The organism is Pseudomonas sp. GV071 (assembly GCF_003050835.1).
Taxonomy (GTDB): domain Bacteria; phylum Pseudomonadota; class Gammaproteobacteria; order Pseudomonadales; family Pseudomonadaceae; genus Aquipseudomonas.
Map to the genome: position 1 here is coordinate 412,340 of NZ_QAOJ01000002.1, position 13,707 is coordinate 426,046.

Consider the following 13,707-nt stretch of genomic DNA (forward strand, 5'->3'; position numbering starts at 1 on the left):
GTCATGGCCTTTCATCACAGCGTGGGCGATGAGGTAGATACCTCGGTCGGCATTCCCCGCAGCTACGCCTGGGTGGTCTTCGCCCTGACCTTCGGCCTGCTGATCTCCGACTACATGTCGCGGCAGGTGCTCAATGCGGTGTTTCCCCTGCTGAAAACTGAATGGAGCCTGAGCGACAGCCAACTAGGCATGCTCAGTGGCGTGGTGGCCCTGATGGTCGGCCTGCTGACCTTTCCGCTGTCGTTGCTGGCCGACCGTGTCGGCCGTGTGCGCAGCCTGGCGGTGATGGCCTTGCTGTGGAGCGTGGCGACCCTGATTTGTGGCCTGGCCCAGCGTTACGAGCAAATGTTCGTCGCGCGTTTTCTGGTCGGTGTCGGCGAGGCAGCCTATGGCAGCGTCGGCATCGCGGTGGTGCTGTCGGTATTTCCCAAGCATATGCGCGCCACCCTCACCGCGGCCTTTATGGCGGGCGGCATGTTCGGCTCGGTATTGGGCATGGCCCTGGGCGGGGCGATTGCCGCGCACCTGGGGTGGCGTTGGGCGTTTGTCGGCATGGCGTTGTTCGGTCTGTTGCTGGCGTGCTGCTATCCGCTGATCGTGCGGGAGGCGCGGGTGTCGCATACGCGCTTCACCAGTGCCGCGCAGCAGGCGGCGCAGAAAGCCTCGCGTCCGCTACGCAGCCTGTACGCCAGTCGCTCGGTGGTGGCCGCCTATATTGGCAGCGGCCTGCAGTTGTTCGTGGGCGGCACGGTGATCGTGTGGATGCCCAGCTACCTCAATCGCTACTACGCCATGGGCACCGACAAGGCCGGCGCGTTGGCCGGCCTGATCGTACTGTGCAGCGGCGCCGGGATGATTCTCTGCGGCATCCTCAGTGACCGCCTGTGCCGCGATGCACCGGCACGCAAAATCGCCCTGGCCATCGGCTATTGCCTGGGCAGTTGCGTGTTGCTGTCGCTGGCCTTTGCCTTGCCGCCGGGTCCCCTGCAATTGCTGCTGATCTGCCTGGGCATGTTGATCGCTGCAGGCACCACCGGCCCGGCCGGGGCCATGGTCGCCAACCTCACCCATTACTCGGTGCACGGCACTGCCTTCGCCACCCTGACCCTGGCCAATAACCTGCTGGGCCTGGCGCCTGGTCCGTTTATTACCGGGCGGCTGTCGGATGTATTCGGTTTGCAGACGGCCTTCCAGCTGGTGCCGCTGATGAGCATCGGCGCGGCGTTGGTGTTTTTCTACGCGCGCTGCCATTACCTGCACGACCTCGCCCGCCTGCGTGGCGAGCCGAGCCCGCCGGCAGGCGGCACGGCCGTGCTGGAGGCGCAGCGGTGAGCCCGGCTCTGCGTATCGACATGGCCTTCGACTTCATCTGCCCCTGGTGCCTGATCGGCAAGCGACAGCTGGAACAGGCCGTGGCTCAACTGCAGCAGGACCTGCCAAACCAGGGCGTGAGCATCGCCTGGCAGGGGGTGCAGTTGTTGCCCCATCTGCCGGTTATCGGTGAGTCGTTTCACGACTTCTACCTGCGTCGCCTCGGCAGCGAAGCAGCGGTGCGCGGGCGCCAGCGGCAGGTGCAAGAAGCGGCGGCAGCGGTTGGCCTGCAGTTCAACTTCGAGCGTATTCAGCGCATGCCCAATACCGCCGACGCACACCGGTTGCTGTGCCAAGCCGCCGTACTCGGTAGCCCGCAGCAGCGCGACCAGTTGCTCGAGCGCCTGTTCGCCGCGCACTTCGAACACGGCGAAGACCTTGGCAACAGCAATACCCTGCTGGCCATTGCCGAAGCCTGTGGTTACTCGCGCGAGGCCATGGCCCGCGCGCTGTATGGCGATGGCCGGCCGTTTCTGCCGGCGGAAGTCAGCGCCCACAGCGTGCCGCAGTTCGTCTTCGATGGGCAGCTGCAGCTGTCCGGTGCGCTGCCGGCCGAGCAGTTGTTGCGCGGTATTCACGCGGCCCTCGGCATGGTGCAGCAGCGGAGCCTGCCGGTATGAGCCAGCGTCATCCAGTGCCGGCCGCTCAGGTGCCGGCGGCCGGCCAGCGCGCGCTGCTGGCAATCGGCGGCCAGAGCATTGCCTTGTTCAACCTGGACGGGCACTTTCATGCCATCGCCGACAGTTGCCCGCACCAGGGCTCGTCCCTGTGCGCCGGGCAGTTGCAAGGCCGGGTGATCCAGTGTCGCGCCCACGGCCTGCGCTTCGACCTGGCCAGCGGCTACCTGCTCAATTCCACAGCGCTCAAGGTGACCACCTACCCGGTGGAGCACGACGGCGAGCAGCTATTTATTGTCATCGAGGACCCCGCGCCATGAGCGCCATTGCTCTCACTCAGTTCAACGAGCGTGCCCGCGTATTAGCGCCGGGCGTGAGTATCAGCCTGGTGGTGGCCGCCGCCGCCACTTTCCTCTCCGAACACTACGGCGCGCCAGTGATGCTGTTCGCCCTGTTGCTGGGCCTGGCGCTGAATTTTCTCGCCGGCGAAGGCAGCTGCAAGGCCGGTATCGAGTTCACCGCCCGCACGGTGCTGCGCGTTGGCGTGGCCCTGTTGGGCATGCGCATCACCCTGGAACAGATCGCTGCGCTGGGCTGGAAGCCGCTGGCGCTGGTGGTGATTCTGGTGGTGGTGACCATCGGCTGCTCGGTGCTGGCAGCCCGCGCCCTGGGCTTTTCGCGTTTGTTCGGCATGCTCACTGGCGGTGCCACGGCGATTTGCGGCGCCTCGGCAGCACTGGCGCTGGCGGCGGCCTTGCCCAATCACCCGAAGAAGGAACGGGCGACGCTGTTTACCGTGATCGGTGTGTCGGCGCTGTCGACTCTGGCGATGATCATCTACCCGATGATCGCCAATGCCCTGGGCTTGTCGCCGCAGGCGGCCGGGGTGTTTCTCGGCGCCACCATTCATGACGTGGCCCAGGTGGTCGGCGCCGGGTACAGCATGTCAGCGGAAACCGGCGATACCGCCACTGTGGTCAAGCTGATGCGCGTGGCCATGCTGCTGCCGGTGATTCTTTCTGCTGCCCTGATCACCCGTGCCCAGGGGGTCGAGCCCGGCGCCCAGCGGCCGCCGCTGCTGCCGTGGTTTGCCGTCGGTTTTCTGCTCCTGGCCTGCATCAACAGCACCGGTTGGGTGCCAAGCCTGGTGCAGGGAGGGGTCAACGAAGCGTCGCGCTGGTGCCTGGTGGTGTCGATTGCGGCATTGGGCATGAAGACCCAGCTCAAGGAACTGGCCACCGTCGGCATCAAGCCGATCCTGCTGATGGTCGGTGAAACCGTATTCCTCGCTGTGCTGGTGCTGCTGTTGATGCGCTGGGGTCTGTGACAGGGCCGGTTGGGCCTTTTAGCGCGGCAGCGGGCGAAAACAACAATAAAAAAGGAAAGGTCGATGCGAAGGAATGTGCTGGCGTACCTGTTTGCCTTGCTGGCGCTGTCAGCCCAGGCCGACTCCCTTAGCGTGCGCCAATTGCAGGCGCTCGATAGCCACAGCGGTCTGCTCTGCGCCAGCGCCTTGCTGTACTTCGACCCTCGCGAGCAGGCCCCGGACCCGCGCCTGGTCACTGCGGTATTCCACCACCTGACCAGCCTGGAAACCGACGTGCTGCAACTGGGCCAGCCGCCTGAACTGGTGCAGCCACTGGCGGCCATGCGCCGGTTGTTCGAGCAACTCGACGGCCTGCCGCGCAGCGACAGTCGCCGCTACCCGGAGCTCATTGGCAGCCTGCTGGAGCAACGCCAGCAACTGCGTGAGGCGGCTGACCGGCGCCTGGCCCAGAGCGGCATGGCAGAACCCTTCGGCGAACAGAGCCGAACCCTCGCCAACCTGTTGCTGGACTACCAGCTGCGCCATTACCCGTTAACGCAGAAGGACCGCTGGTTACTGCCCGTGGCGCGACTGAGCGAACTGGACGGCGAGGTCGAACAGCGTTTCGAGCAGTTGCAGAGCCAGTATCCCGGGCAACTGCAAGCCCTGACCAAGGTGCGCAGCAGCTACCGTTTTGTCCGTCCGCAACTGCAACAGGATGGCGGCGCGGGCAGTGGCGGTGCGGAGTTTTACCTCAGCCGCGCCGTGCTGGATCTGGATGAGCTGGCGCTGGTCAGCACAGCGCCAACGCCCTGAGCGCCGGCAGGTTCAGCGCTCTTTGCGCGCCATGCCGTGCTCACTGCGCCAGGTTGCCGGCGGCATATCGAATTGGCTGATAAACCAGCGGGTAAACGAGCTGGGCATCGAGTAGCCGAGCATGTCGGCGATGCGTCCCAGGGAGTAGCCGGGGTTTTCCAGGTAGCGGATCACCAGGTCGCGGCGCACGCCGTTGATCAAGTCGCTGAAGGTGGCTTCGTTCTCTTCCAGGCGCCGCTGCAGGGTGCGCACGTTCATGCCCATGGCCATGGCGATCTGCTCGATGGTGGCGCGGCCCATGGGCAGCAACAGGTAGATGGCCTTGCGCACTTCGAACATCAGCGGCGAGTCCTGCTCCACCTGCAATGAGTCGAGAAAACGCTGGGCGTAGCGCGCCATGCCAGGGTCGGCCTGGGGGTTGGGCACGTCGAAATCGGCCGCGGGGCAGACGATGCCGTTGAACTCGCTGTTGAACTCGACCTTGGGCCCCAGCACCCGGCGATGCACCTGCACATCGTCGGGCGCGGCGTGGGTGAAGTTGACGCTGATCGGTCGCCAGTGGCTGCCGAGCAGGGCGGCGCACAGCCGGTACATCACGCCAATCGCCAGCTCGTTGCCCTGGCGGCAACTGAGGCCGGCGGCGGTTACCACTTCCTCGCGAATGATCACCATGCTGCCGGCTTCTTCGATATAGATCGCCAGCGAGTCGTTGAGCAGATGACGGTATTGCACCACCACCTGCAGCGCCTCGCGCAGGGTGCGTTGGTGGGTGAGCAACAGGCTGACCGCGCCGAAGTCGGCGAGCTGGCGTGACTCGGCCATGCGCAGGCCGAAGGTCTGGCACCCGCTGGCAGTGGCCGCGTTTTCCAGCACGCGCACGGCGGCGTCGATGGGGATGCGTTGTTCCGGGTCCTGCAGCTGACTCTTGCTCAGGCCCACTTCATTCAGCAGCGTCTGGGGCTTGAGGCCCAGGTGCTGGGCGACCTCCAGGAAGTTGGTCAAAACCGCTGCGCGAACCAGTGTTGTCATTGTTCTAGTTCCTTCACAGGCACGGCCATTTCGATGGCCGCCGGGCATCATGCCCGATGCCCTCCCACGCGGTCACGGGGGGTGTCACGAAATGAGAAGTGGCCACCGTAACCCTGACTCTAGCAGCGTTCGAGGAGTGCGGCAGGCCGCATTGGCCATGGTCTTGGCACGGCCCTGTCATGAATTGCGAAATGGCTGACGCTTAATGTGAAGCGGCGCCGGGGCCCCGGCCTCTACTGTCTGCTCAACCCCGGCGTCTATGTGCGCCGAACCGGATTGGCAGTCAGGAGCTCCCTGTGGCGAACACCTCCGAAGTCACCGTGCTTTTTATTCCCGGCCTGCGCGATCACGTCGCCGAGCACTGGCAAACCTTGCTCGCCGCCCGTTTGCCCAACAGCCGTACGGTGCCGCCGCTGGAACAGGATGGCCTGAGCCTGTTGGCGCGGGTCGACGCCATCCAGCGCGAGCTGGACACGATCGAAGGTCCGGTGGTGTTGGTGGCGCACAGCGCCGGTGTGCTGATGACGGTGCACTGGGCCGCGCGCTATTCACGACCGATCCTCGGCGCCTTGCTGGTGACTCCACCTGACCTCGCCAGCGCCTGGCCGGCGCAGTACCCGAGCCCACAGGTGCTTGAGCAAAACGGCTGGTCGCCGTTGCCGATGGGGCCACTGCCGTTCCCCAGCATTGTCGCCGCCAGCAGCAACGATCACCTCGCCAGCCTGGAGGCCGTGCGCCTGATGGCCGGCGACTGGGGCGCCAACCTGGTTGAGCTGGGCGCGGTCGGCCACCTCAACCCCGCTTCCGGCTACGGCGAATGGCCGCGGGGCGAAACCCTGATCAAGCGATTGCTGGGCTAAGGCCCGTTACGGACGCACGCAATCCTTTCACCCCCCACAAGGACCCCTTTACCCGCCCGCGCGGCCACCCCGCGTGTGCGACCTGCAGCAACCCATAACAACAAAAAGCGGAGTCAACGCGATGTACAACAATAACAAGCAGCACCGCCCGCCCTTGCGTCGAAGCCTGTTGGCCACAGCCATGTTGCTGGCGGCGGTACCGGCCGTTCAGGCCGTTGAAGTGGATACCGGCAACCCGGACTTGTCCCTGCGCTTCGACAACACCGTGAAGTACAACTACGGCGTGCGTACCGAAAGCGCCGATAGCCGCATGCTCGGCACGCCGAACAACAACGACGGCGACTACAACTTCCGCAAAGCCGGCACCAATATCACCAACCGCCTCGACCTGCTCACCGAACTGGACGTGGTCTACCAGAACCGTATGGGCTTTCGCGTCAGCGGTGCCAGTTGGTACGACAAGGCCTATGACAACGCCGGGTCCAACTCCAACCCCTTCGTCAACGGTAACGGCGAGTACTCCTCGATTGCCGGCTGGGGTGGTCGGCCTGGCGCCCCCGCGGTGTTTGGCAGTTCGCACCTGAGCAACTATGCCCAGCGCTATTACAGCGGCCCGTCTGGCGAGATTCTCGACGCCTTTGTTTTTTACAGCACCGAAGTCGGCGAGGAGTCGCTGCTGAGCATGAAGGCCGGCCAGCACAACGTGTTCTGGGGGGAGACCATTCTCAACCCGGTGCACTCGATCAGCTACGGCCAGTCCGGCCTCGACCTGGCCAAGCTGGCTGCCTCGCCGGGTACCGAAGCGAAAGAGCTGTTCGTGCCGCGCAACCAGCTGTCCACCAGCTTCACCCTCAATTCCGAGTGGTCGTTCGGCGCCCAGTACTTCCTCGGTTGGGACGCAGCGCGGTTGCCGGAAGCCGGCACCTATTACGGCTCTTCCGACCTGATCGGCGAAGGCGCGCAGTCGTTCATTCTCGGCCACACCGGTGGCGCCGGCCTGGCTGGGCCGAACGGCACCTTGAGCAATATTCGTCGTGGCGATGACCTGACCCCGGACAACAGTGGCGACTGGGGCGTGATGGCCAAGTGGGCACCCGAATGGCTGGATGGCACCCTGGGTTTCTACTACCGCAAAACCTCCGACATCCTGCCGCAAGCCGTGCTCGATGCGCGCAAGCTGACCCTGGTCGGTGGCGTGCCGGGCCTGCGCAACTCGATTGAAACCACGTCCTACCGCCTGGCCTATGGCGAAGACATCGATATCTATGGCCTGAGCCTGTCCAAGGACATCGGCGGCGTCAGCGTCGGCAGCGACCTGAACATCCGTCATGGCATGCCACTGGCCAGTATTCCGGCGATCTACAGCCCGCTGCTGGTCACCGGTGGCGGCCCGTTGAGTGCGCGGTATGCCAGCACCGGCGTGGTCGACGCGCCGCTGCGCGAAGGCGAGAGCATGAGCGCCACCGGCGACACCCTGCACTTTGTGGTCAACGGCCTGATGGCGCTGCCCGAAACCGCGCTGTTCGATGCCGCGAGCCTGTTGGGCGAGGTGTATTACAGCAACCTGCTGAGCCTCGATAGCCAAAACGAGGCGCTCTACAAAGGCAAGAGCAGCTACCGCGGCATCGACAAGCCGACCCGCGATAACTGGGGCGTGGCGGTCAACTTCACGCCCACCTGGTACCAGGTGTTTCCAGGCGTCGACCTGAGTGCGCCGATGTCCATTAACGTCGGCATCGACGGCGTTTCGCCGGTTGCTGCTGGCGGCGCCGAAGACACCGGTAACTACGCCCTGGGCCTCAGCGCGGCGATTTACAACCAGTACTACGTCGACCTCAAGTACGTGGACTCCTTCGGCGACACCGAGAAGTGCAAAGACGGCGCCACCGACGGTGCGCTGCCCAACGCCCTGGACCTGACCCAGCGTTACACCTGCTACGCCGGTGGCTACTCGTCCTTCTCCGGTGGCGGTGCCAGCGGTGAAGACCGCGGCGCGGTTTACCTGACGTTTAAAACCACCTTCTGATCCACGAATTACCCGCCTCTGCGCAGGAGAACAACAAGATGAAATTCGTGCACACCGTACTGTCTGTATCACTCGCCCTGGCCATGGCCGGCCAGGCCCATGCCGCCGTTTCCGCCACTGAAGCGGCGCAGCTGGGCACCAGCCTTACCGCCATTGGCGCACAAGTGGCCGGCAACGCCGACGGCAGCATTCCGGCCTACAGCGGCGGCTTGAGCCAGGCCCCGGCCGGCTTCAAAAGCGGCGACAGCGTGCGCCCCGATCCCTTTGCCAGCGAAAAACCGCTGGTGGTGATCGATGGCAAAAACGTCGACCAATACAAAGACCAGCTCAGCGCCACCACGGTGGAACTGGCCAAGCGTTTTCCCAGCTTTCGCGTCGAGCTTTACCCCACTCACCGTACCGCTGCCGTGCCGCAGGCCGTGCAAGACAACAGCGTGAAAAACGCCACCGGTGCCAAATCGCTGGAAGGCGGGCTGGCCATCGACAACGTGCTGCCTGGCGTACCGTTCCCGATTCCGCAGTCGGGTGCCGAAGCCATGTGGAATTTCCTGCTGCGCTACCAGGGCGTGACCATCAATTCCAAGTACGACTCATGGAACGTCGATTCCGCTGGCGTCGCCAGCCTGGCCACCACCGGTCAGGCGTTTATCAGCTACCCGATCTACGAAGACATGGCCAAGCCGATCAACGCCAACGCCACCTACTACCAGATGAAGCTTTACTACACCGCGCCAGCGCGCCGCGCCGGTGAGGCGATCATGCTGCAGGATGCCGCCAACCCGTTGCAGCAACCGCGCCGCGCCTGGCAATACCTGCCCGGCGTGCGTCGGGTGAAGCTGGCACCCAACCTCGCTTACGACACGCCGAACCCGGGCACTGCCGGTGCCGGCACCTACGATGACGTATTCGTCTTCAACGGTGCGCTGGACCGCTTCGACTGGAAGCTGGTGGGCAAGCAGGAAATGATCGTGCCCTACAACACCTACCGCCTGACCTACGCGCCAGACGCCAAAGCCATCACCACCCCGAACCACCTGGCACCCGAGCTGGTGCGTTGGGAAAAACACCGCGTCTGGGTGGTGGAAGGCACGCTGAAAAGCGGCGCTCGCCACGTATACGCCAAGCGCCGCTTCTACCTCGACGAAGACAGCTGGGTGGCGCTGGCCTCGGACCAATATGACGCCCGTGGCCAGCTCTATCGCGGCTCGTTTGCCTTCCTCAGCCAGAGCTACGACAAGACCGTACCGGACTCCACGCCCTTCATGATCTACGACCTGGTGGGTGGCTCGTACAACATCAACGGCGTGGTCGGCCCCTACGGCGGCATCCACTACATCGACGCGCTATCCAAGGCGCAGTGGTCTCCCGAGTCGCTGGCTGGCGCGGGCATCCGCTGAGTTCGGGCGCCAGCGGGCAGGGCAGCAACGCCTGCTGGCGCACCTTTAATGCCGAGATAGACCATGAACATTTTCAACCAAGCCGTGCGCTCCTTGCTGGCGCTGCTCCTATGCAGCGTGTGCCTGGCGGCGCGGGCCGAATTTATCGACGTGCTGGATTTGCCAGCCCGTATCAGTCCGTTGGCCAGAGTGGCGCCGCTGGATGGCGTGCGCCGTTGTGGCGAGCGCCTGGTGGCGGTCGGGCAGCGTGGCCATATCCTGCTGGCCGACAGCGCCGCCGGTCCCTGGCAGCAAGCCCAGGTGGCGGTGAGCAGCGACCTGACTGCCGTGTATTGCGCCAGTGCGCAGCAAGGCTGGGCGGTGGGTCATGACGGTGTGATTGTGCACAGCGACGACGCTGGCCAGCACTGGAGCAAGCAGCTCGACGGTCGCCAGATCGGCGCCCTGATGCAGGCCCATTACGCCGCGTTGGCGAGTGCCGAACCGGGCAATGACGAGTGGGCCAGTCGCCTGGCCGAAGCGCAGCGCATGGTCGACGAGGGCGCCGACAAAGCGCTGCTGGATGTGTGGTTTGCCAACGAGAAGCTCGGTTATGCCGTCGGCGTGTTCGGCCTGATCCTGCGTACCGAAGATGGCGGCGGGCACTGGCAGCCCTTCGGCGAGCACACCGACAACCCGCAGCGTCTGCACCTGAACGCCATCGCCGCCGTCGACGGCGTGCCCTATATCGCCGGCGAGCAGGGCCTGCTGTTGCGCTGGAGCGCCGAGCAGCAGCGTTTTGTTGCCCTGCAGACGCCCTACAGCGGGAGCTTTTTCGGCGTCACCGGCGCGGCTCACGAGCTGCTGGCGTACGGCCTGCGCGGGCATGTTCTGCGCAGCAGCGACGACGGCCTTACTTGGCAGCAGTTGGAAACCGGCGTGCAAAGCAACATCACCGCCGCCGCCCGGGACACTACCGGGCGCTTTGTATTTTTCACCCAGGCCGGGCATGTGCTGCGCCTGAACGCCACTGATCAGGCCCTGCAAGCCGTGCCGCAGGCCGAGATGGCGCCCATCAGCGCCGCCCAGTTCAGCGCCGACGACAGCCTGGTGCTGGTCGGCAACCGCGGTGTGCGCAGCCAGCGCCTGCCCTAACCGGTCAACGAGAATCCCCATGGGCACCATCAAACAAGACAACATGCCGGTGATCCGCGACCTGCGCGATTTCGACCAAAGCAGCGGCCACCTGCTGGAGCGCCTGCTGTTCAACCACCGGCCATGGTTTATCGCCATCATCGCGCTGCTCTCGGTGCTGTTCGCCTATATGGCGCTGACCCGCCTGGAACTGCGGCCGAGCTTTGAAAAGATGATTCCGCAGAGCCAGCCCTATATCCGCAACTTCCTCGACAACCGCGATCAACTGCGCGGCCTCGGCAACTCGGTGCGGGTGGTGGTGGAGAACCAGGCCGGCGATATTTTCGACCCGGCCTACCTCGCCGTGCTCAAGCAGGTGAACGACGACCTGTTCCTCACCCCCGGCGTCGACCGCGCCTGGCTGCGCTCGCTGTGGGCGCCCAGCGTGCGCTGGACCGAAGTGACCGAGGAGGGCTTTCAGGGCGGCGCGGTGATGCCCGATGCCTACAACGGCTCACCTGCCGCCATCGAGCAACTGCGCCAGAACATCGCCCGTGCCGGCGTGGTCGGCAGCCTGGTGGCCAATGATTTCCGCTCCAGCATGCTGGTGGTGCCGTTGCTCGACAAAGACTCCGCCACCGGCCAGGGCATCGACTACTACGCCTTCGCCAAACGCCTGGAAGCGCTGCGCGAGAAGGTCGAGCAGATCGACGCCACGGCGCAGGGCAAGGGCCCGTACAGCGTGCGGGTGATCGGCTTTGCCAAATTGGTCGGCGAGTTGATCGACGGGCTGGTGCAGGTCATGGCGTTCTTCGCCCTGGCGGTGGCGGCAGCGTTCGCCATCATCCTGCTGTACACCCGTTGCCTGCGCAGTACCTTGCTGGTGATCGGCTGCTCGCTGCTGGCGGTGGTCTGGCAACTGGGCATCGTCGCCTGGCTGGGTTACAGCATCGACCCGTATTCGGTGCTGGTGCCGTTTCTGATCTTCGCCATTGGCGTGTCGCATGCCGCGCAGAAAATGAACGGCATCATGCAGGACATCGCCCGCGGCACCCATAAGCTGATCGCCGCGCGCTACACCTTCCGCCGTCTGTTCATTGCCGGGGTAACGGCGCTGCTGGCCGATGCCGTGGGCTTTGCCGTGCTGATGCTGATCGACATACCGGTGATCCAGGACCTGGCCATCGCCGCCAGTATTGGTGTGGCCGTGCTGGTGTTCACCAGCTTGCTGCTGATGCCAGTGGCGTTGTCCTACGTCGGGGTTGGCCGCAAAGCTGCCGAGCGTGCGCTGCGCATCGACACCCGCGCTGAGCAGCACCGTGGGTTTGGTCGCATGTGGGACGGCCTCAACCGCTTCACCACGGCCAAATGGGCGACTGTCACGGTGCTGTTGGCGACCCTGCTCGGCGTCGGCGGTTTTCTCGTCAGCCTGCACCTGCAGATCGGCGACCTTGATCGCGGTGCCCCGGAGCTGCGCGCCGACTCGCGCTACAACCTCGACAACGCCTACATCACCAGCCACTACGCGCTGTCCAGCGACCTGTTTGCGGTGATGATCAAAACCCCGCCGGAAGGTTGCCTGGACTACCGCACCCTGGTGTTGGCCGACCGCCTGGCTTGGGAGCTGCAACAGCATCCGGGGGTGCAGACCACCGTGTCGCTGGTCAACGCGGTGCGGCAGATCACCGCCGGCTCGTTCGAAGGCAACCCGAAAATGGCCAGCCTGCAACGCAACCAGGACGTGCTCAACTACGCCGCCCAGCAGGCCTCGGTGAACGCGCCAGAGCTGTTCAACACCCGTTGCTCGGTGATGCCGGTGATTGCCTTCCTCAAGGATCACAAGGCCGAAACCCTCGACGGCGTGGTGGCCATTGCCGAACGTTTCGCCCGCGACAACAGCACCGACGAGCGCCAATTCCTGCTCGCCGCCGGCAGCGCCGGAATCGAAGCCGCGACCAACCTGGTGGTGCGCGAAGCCAACCGCAGCATGCTGTTGTACGTGTACCTGGCGGTGGCGATCTTCTGTTTGATCACCTTCCGCAGCTGGCGCGCGATGCTCGTGGCGCTGCTGCCGCTGGTACTGACCTCGGTGCTGTGCGAAGCATTGATGGTGGCCATGGGGATCGGCGTCAAGGTTGCCACCTTGCCGGTGATTGCCCTTGGCGTGGGCATCGGCGTGGACTACGCGTTGTACCTGCTGAGTGTGCAGCTGCACTACCAACGCCAAGGGCGCAGTTTGAGTGACGCCTACCGCAGCGCCGTGGCCTTTACCGGGCGAGTGGTGGCGTTGGTCGGCATTACCCTGGCGGCCGGGGTGGTGTGCTGGGTGTGGTCGCCGATCAAGTTCCAGGCCGACATGGGCATCCTGCTGACCTTTATGCTGCTGTGGAACATGCTCGGTGCGCTGATCCTGATTCCCGCGCTGTCGCACTTTCTGCTGCGCAACGTCGGCCAGCACGCGGCGACGGCAAACACGGACGGCGCCTTGCGCCGAGTCGGGCAACGCAAGCGGTGCGTGGCGCCTGGCGCGTAAACACACACACCATCGGGCCCGGCGTGCCGTTCACCCCGCCGGGCCTTTGCACACAGCCTGTCGAGCGGCGAAGCTGGGCGCCACTTTCCGCGCTACGGTGAACCCGATGAACCCCTGGCAAACCCCCGCCGCCATTCTGCAAGTGCGCCGAATACTGACCAGCTACCGCCACTGGTTCGGCGTCGAGCTGATTCCCGGAGCCCTCGCCCTTGAGGGCGAACAACTGGCTGAAGTCGCTTACCGCACCCAACGCACCTTGCTGTCACACGGCCCCCAGGCCGACCCCATCCTCAATTACGGCAACGCCGCTACACTGGCGCTGTGGGGCTTCAGCTGGAGCGAATTGATCGCCACGCCCTCACGCCTGACCGCCGAAGCCATGGAGCGCGAGGAGCGGCAACGTTTTCTAGAGCAGGTGGCGCGCCACGGCTATGTCGCCAATTACCGCGGCATTCGGATCGCCAAGAACGGCCAACGCTTCTGGATCGAAAAGGCTGCCGTGTGGAATGTGCTGAATGAACAAGGCGAGAAGATCGGCCAGGCCGCCAGCTTCGACCGCTGGAAGCCGGTGTAACCAGCACGAACTATTTCCCCCTGCGGCCCTCTGAAACCTGCGGTTATCTATTACAAGCCAAGTTG

The 13,707-nt window shown here is 64.7% G+C and carries 12 protein-coding genes; 11 read left to right on the forward strand and 1 reads right to left on the reverse strand.

Features of this window, described 5'->3' with window-relative positions; translation table 11 throughout:
• Positions 1-3 precede the first annotated feature (3 nt).
• The 5 genes from C8K61_RS05870 (at position 4) to C8K61_RS05890 (ending at position 4,110) form a co-directional block, all read left to right on the forward strand.
• Complete coding sequence (locus C8K61_RS05870) at positions 4-1,332, forward strand: MFS transporter (protein ID WP_108095262.1); 1,329 nt, start codon at positions 4-6, stop codon at positions 1,330-1,332.
• Positions 1,329-1,991 carry a DsbA family oxidoreductase gene (locus tag C8K61_RS05875; protein ID WP_108095263.1) on the forward strand — a complete coding sequence of 221 codons (663 nt, stop codon included), beginning with the start codon at positions 1,329-1,331 and terminating at the stop codon, positions 1,989-1,991. The genes C8K61_RS05870 and C8K61_RS05875 overlap by 4 nt, the downstream gene beginning before the upstream one ends.
• A complete protein-coding gene (locus tag C8K61_RS05880; RefSeq protein ID WP_108095264.1) occupies positions 1,988-2,308 on the forward strand; it encodes a Rieske 2Fe-2S domain-containing protein in 321 nt (106 codons plus the stop codon). Before C8K61_RS05875 ends, C8K61_RS05880 begins: the two co-directional genes overlap by 4 nt.
• Positions 2,305-3,315, forward strand: coding sequence for a YeiH family protein (locus C8K61_RS05885; RefSeq protein WP_108095265.1), 1,011 nt, complete (start codon positions 2,305-2,307; stop codon positions 3,313-3,315). Before C8K61_RS05880 ends, C8K61_RS05885 begins: the two co-directional genes overlap by 4 nt.
• A 63-nt stretch (positions 3,316-3,378) precedes the next feature.
• Complete coding sequence (locus C8K61_RS05890) at positions 3,379-4,110, forward strand: hypothetical protein (protein ID WP_146174270.1); 732 nt, start codon at positions 3,379-3,381, stop codon at positions 4,108-4,110.
• A 12-nt stretch (positions 4,111-4,122) separates the two neighbouring features.
• Here the strand turns inward: C8K61_RS05890 and C8K61_RS05895 are convergent, their stop codons facing one another.
• Positions 4,123-5,139, reverse strand: coding sequence for an AraC family transcriptional regulator (locus C8K61_RS05895; RefSeq protein ID WP_108095267.1), 1,017 nt, complete (start codon positions 5,137-5,139; stop codon positions 4,123-4,125).
• Between the two features lie 296 nt (positions 5,140-5,435).
• Here C8K61_RS05895 and C8K61_RS05900 point away from each other — a divergent pair, with 296 nt between their 5' ends.
• The 6 genes from C8K61_RS05900 to C8K61_RS05925 all read left to right on the forward strand — a co-directional run bounded on the left by C8K61_RS05900 (position 5,436) and on the right by C8K61_RS05925 (position 13,642).
• A complete protein-coding gene (locus C8K61_RS05900; RefSeq protein WP_108095268.1) occupies positions 5,436-5,999 on the forward strand; it encodes an alpha/beta hydrolase in 564 nt (187 codons plus the stop codon).
• 121 nt (positions 6,000-6,120) lie between these two features.
• Positions 6,121-8,025, forward strand: a complete 1,905-nt coding sequence (locus C8K61_RS05905; RefSeq protein ID WP_108095269.1) for a DUF1302 domain-containing protein — start codon at positions 6,121-6,123, stop codon at positions 8,023-8,025.
• A 38-nt stretch (positions 8,026-8,063) separates the two neighbouring features.
• Positions 8,064-9,422, forward strand: coding sequence for a DUF1329 domain-containing protein (locus C8K61_RS05910; protein WP_108095270.1), 1,359 nt, complete (start codon positions 8,064-8,066; stop codon positions 9,420-9,422).
• 63 nt (positions 9,423-9,485) lie between these two features.
• Positions 9,486-10,556, forward strand: coding sequence for a YCF48-related protein (locus C8K61_RS05915; protein WP_108095271.1), 1,071 nt, complete (start codon positions 9,486-9,488; stop codon positions 10,554-10,556).
• A gap of 19 nt (positions 10,557-10,575) precedes the next feature.
• Positions 10,576-13,068, forward strand: coding sequence for an RND family transporter (locus tag C8K61_RS05920; protein WP_108095272.1), 2,493 nt, complete (start codon positions 10,576-10,578; stop codon positions 13,066-13,068).
• Positions 13,069-13,174: 106 nt separating this feature from the next.
• Positions 13,175-13,642, forward strand: a complete 468-nt coding sequence (locus C8K61_RS05925; RefSeq protein WP_108095273.1) for an MEKHLA domain-containing protein — start codon at positions 13,175-13,177, stop codon at positions 13,640-13,642.
• The last annotated feature ends 65 nt before the right edge of the window (positions 13,643-13,707 follow it).

Bases quoted from the DNA above. Each gene is read 5' to 3' on its own strand.
- C8K61_RS05870 (WP_108095262.1), top strand. From the start codon at position 4: ATGGCCTTTCATCACAGCGTGGGCGATGAGGTAGATACCTCGGTCGGC.
- C8K61_RS05880 (WP_108095264.1), top strand. From the start codon at position 1,988: ATGAGCCAGCGTCATCCAGTGCCGGCCGCTCAGGTGCCGGCGGCCGGC.
- C8K61_RS05885 (WP_108095265.1), top strand. From the start codon at position 2,305: ATGAGCGCCATTGCTCTCACTCAGTTCAACGAGCGTGCCCGCGTATTA.
- C8K61_RS05890 (WP_146174270.1), top strand. From the start codon at position 3,379: ATGCGAAGGAATGTGCTGGCGTACCTGTTTGCCTTGCTGGCGCTGTCA.
- C8K61_RS05895 (WP_108095267.1), bottom strand. From the start codon at position 5,139: ATGACAACACTGGTTCGCGCAGCGGTTTTGACCAACTTCCTGGAGGTC.
- C8K61_RS05905 (WP_108095269.1), top strand. From the start codon at position 6,121: ATGTACAACAATAACAAGCAGCACCGCCCGCCCTTGCGTCGAAGCCTG.
- C8K61_RS05910 (WP_108095270.1), top strand. From the start codon at position 8,064: ATGAAATTCGTGCACACCGTACTGTCTGTATCACTCGCCCTGGCCATG.
- C8K61_RS05915 (WP_108095271.1), top strand. From the start codon at position 9,486: ATGAACATTTTCAACCAAGCCGTGCGCTCCTTGCTGGCGCTGCTCCTA.
- C8K61_RS05920 (WP_108095272.1), top strand. From the start codon at position 10,576: ATGGGCACCATCAAACAAGACAACATGCCGGTGATCCGCGACCTGCGC.
- C8K61_RS05925 (WP_108095273.1), top strand. From the start codon at position 13,175: ATGAACCCCTGGCAAACCCCCGCCGCCATTCTGCAAGTGCGCCGAATA.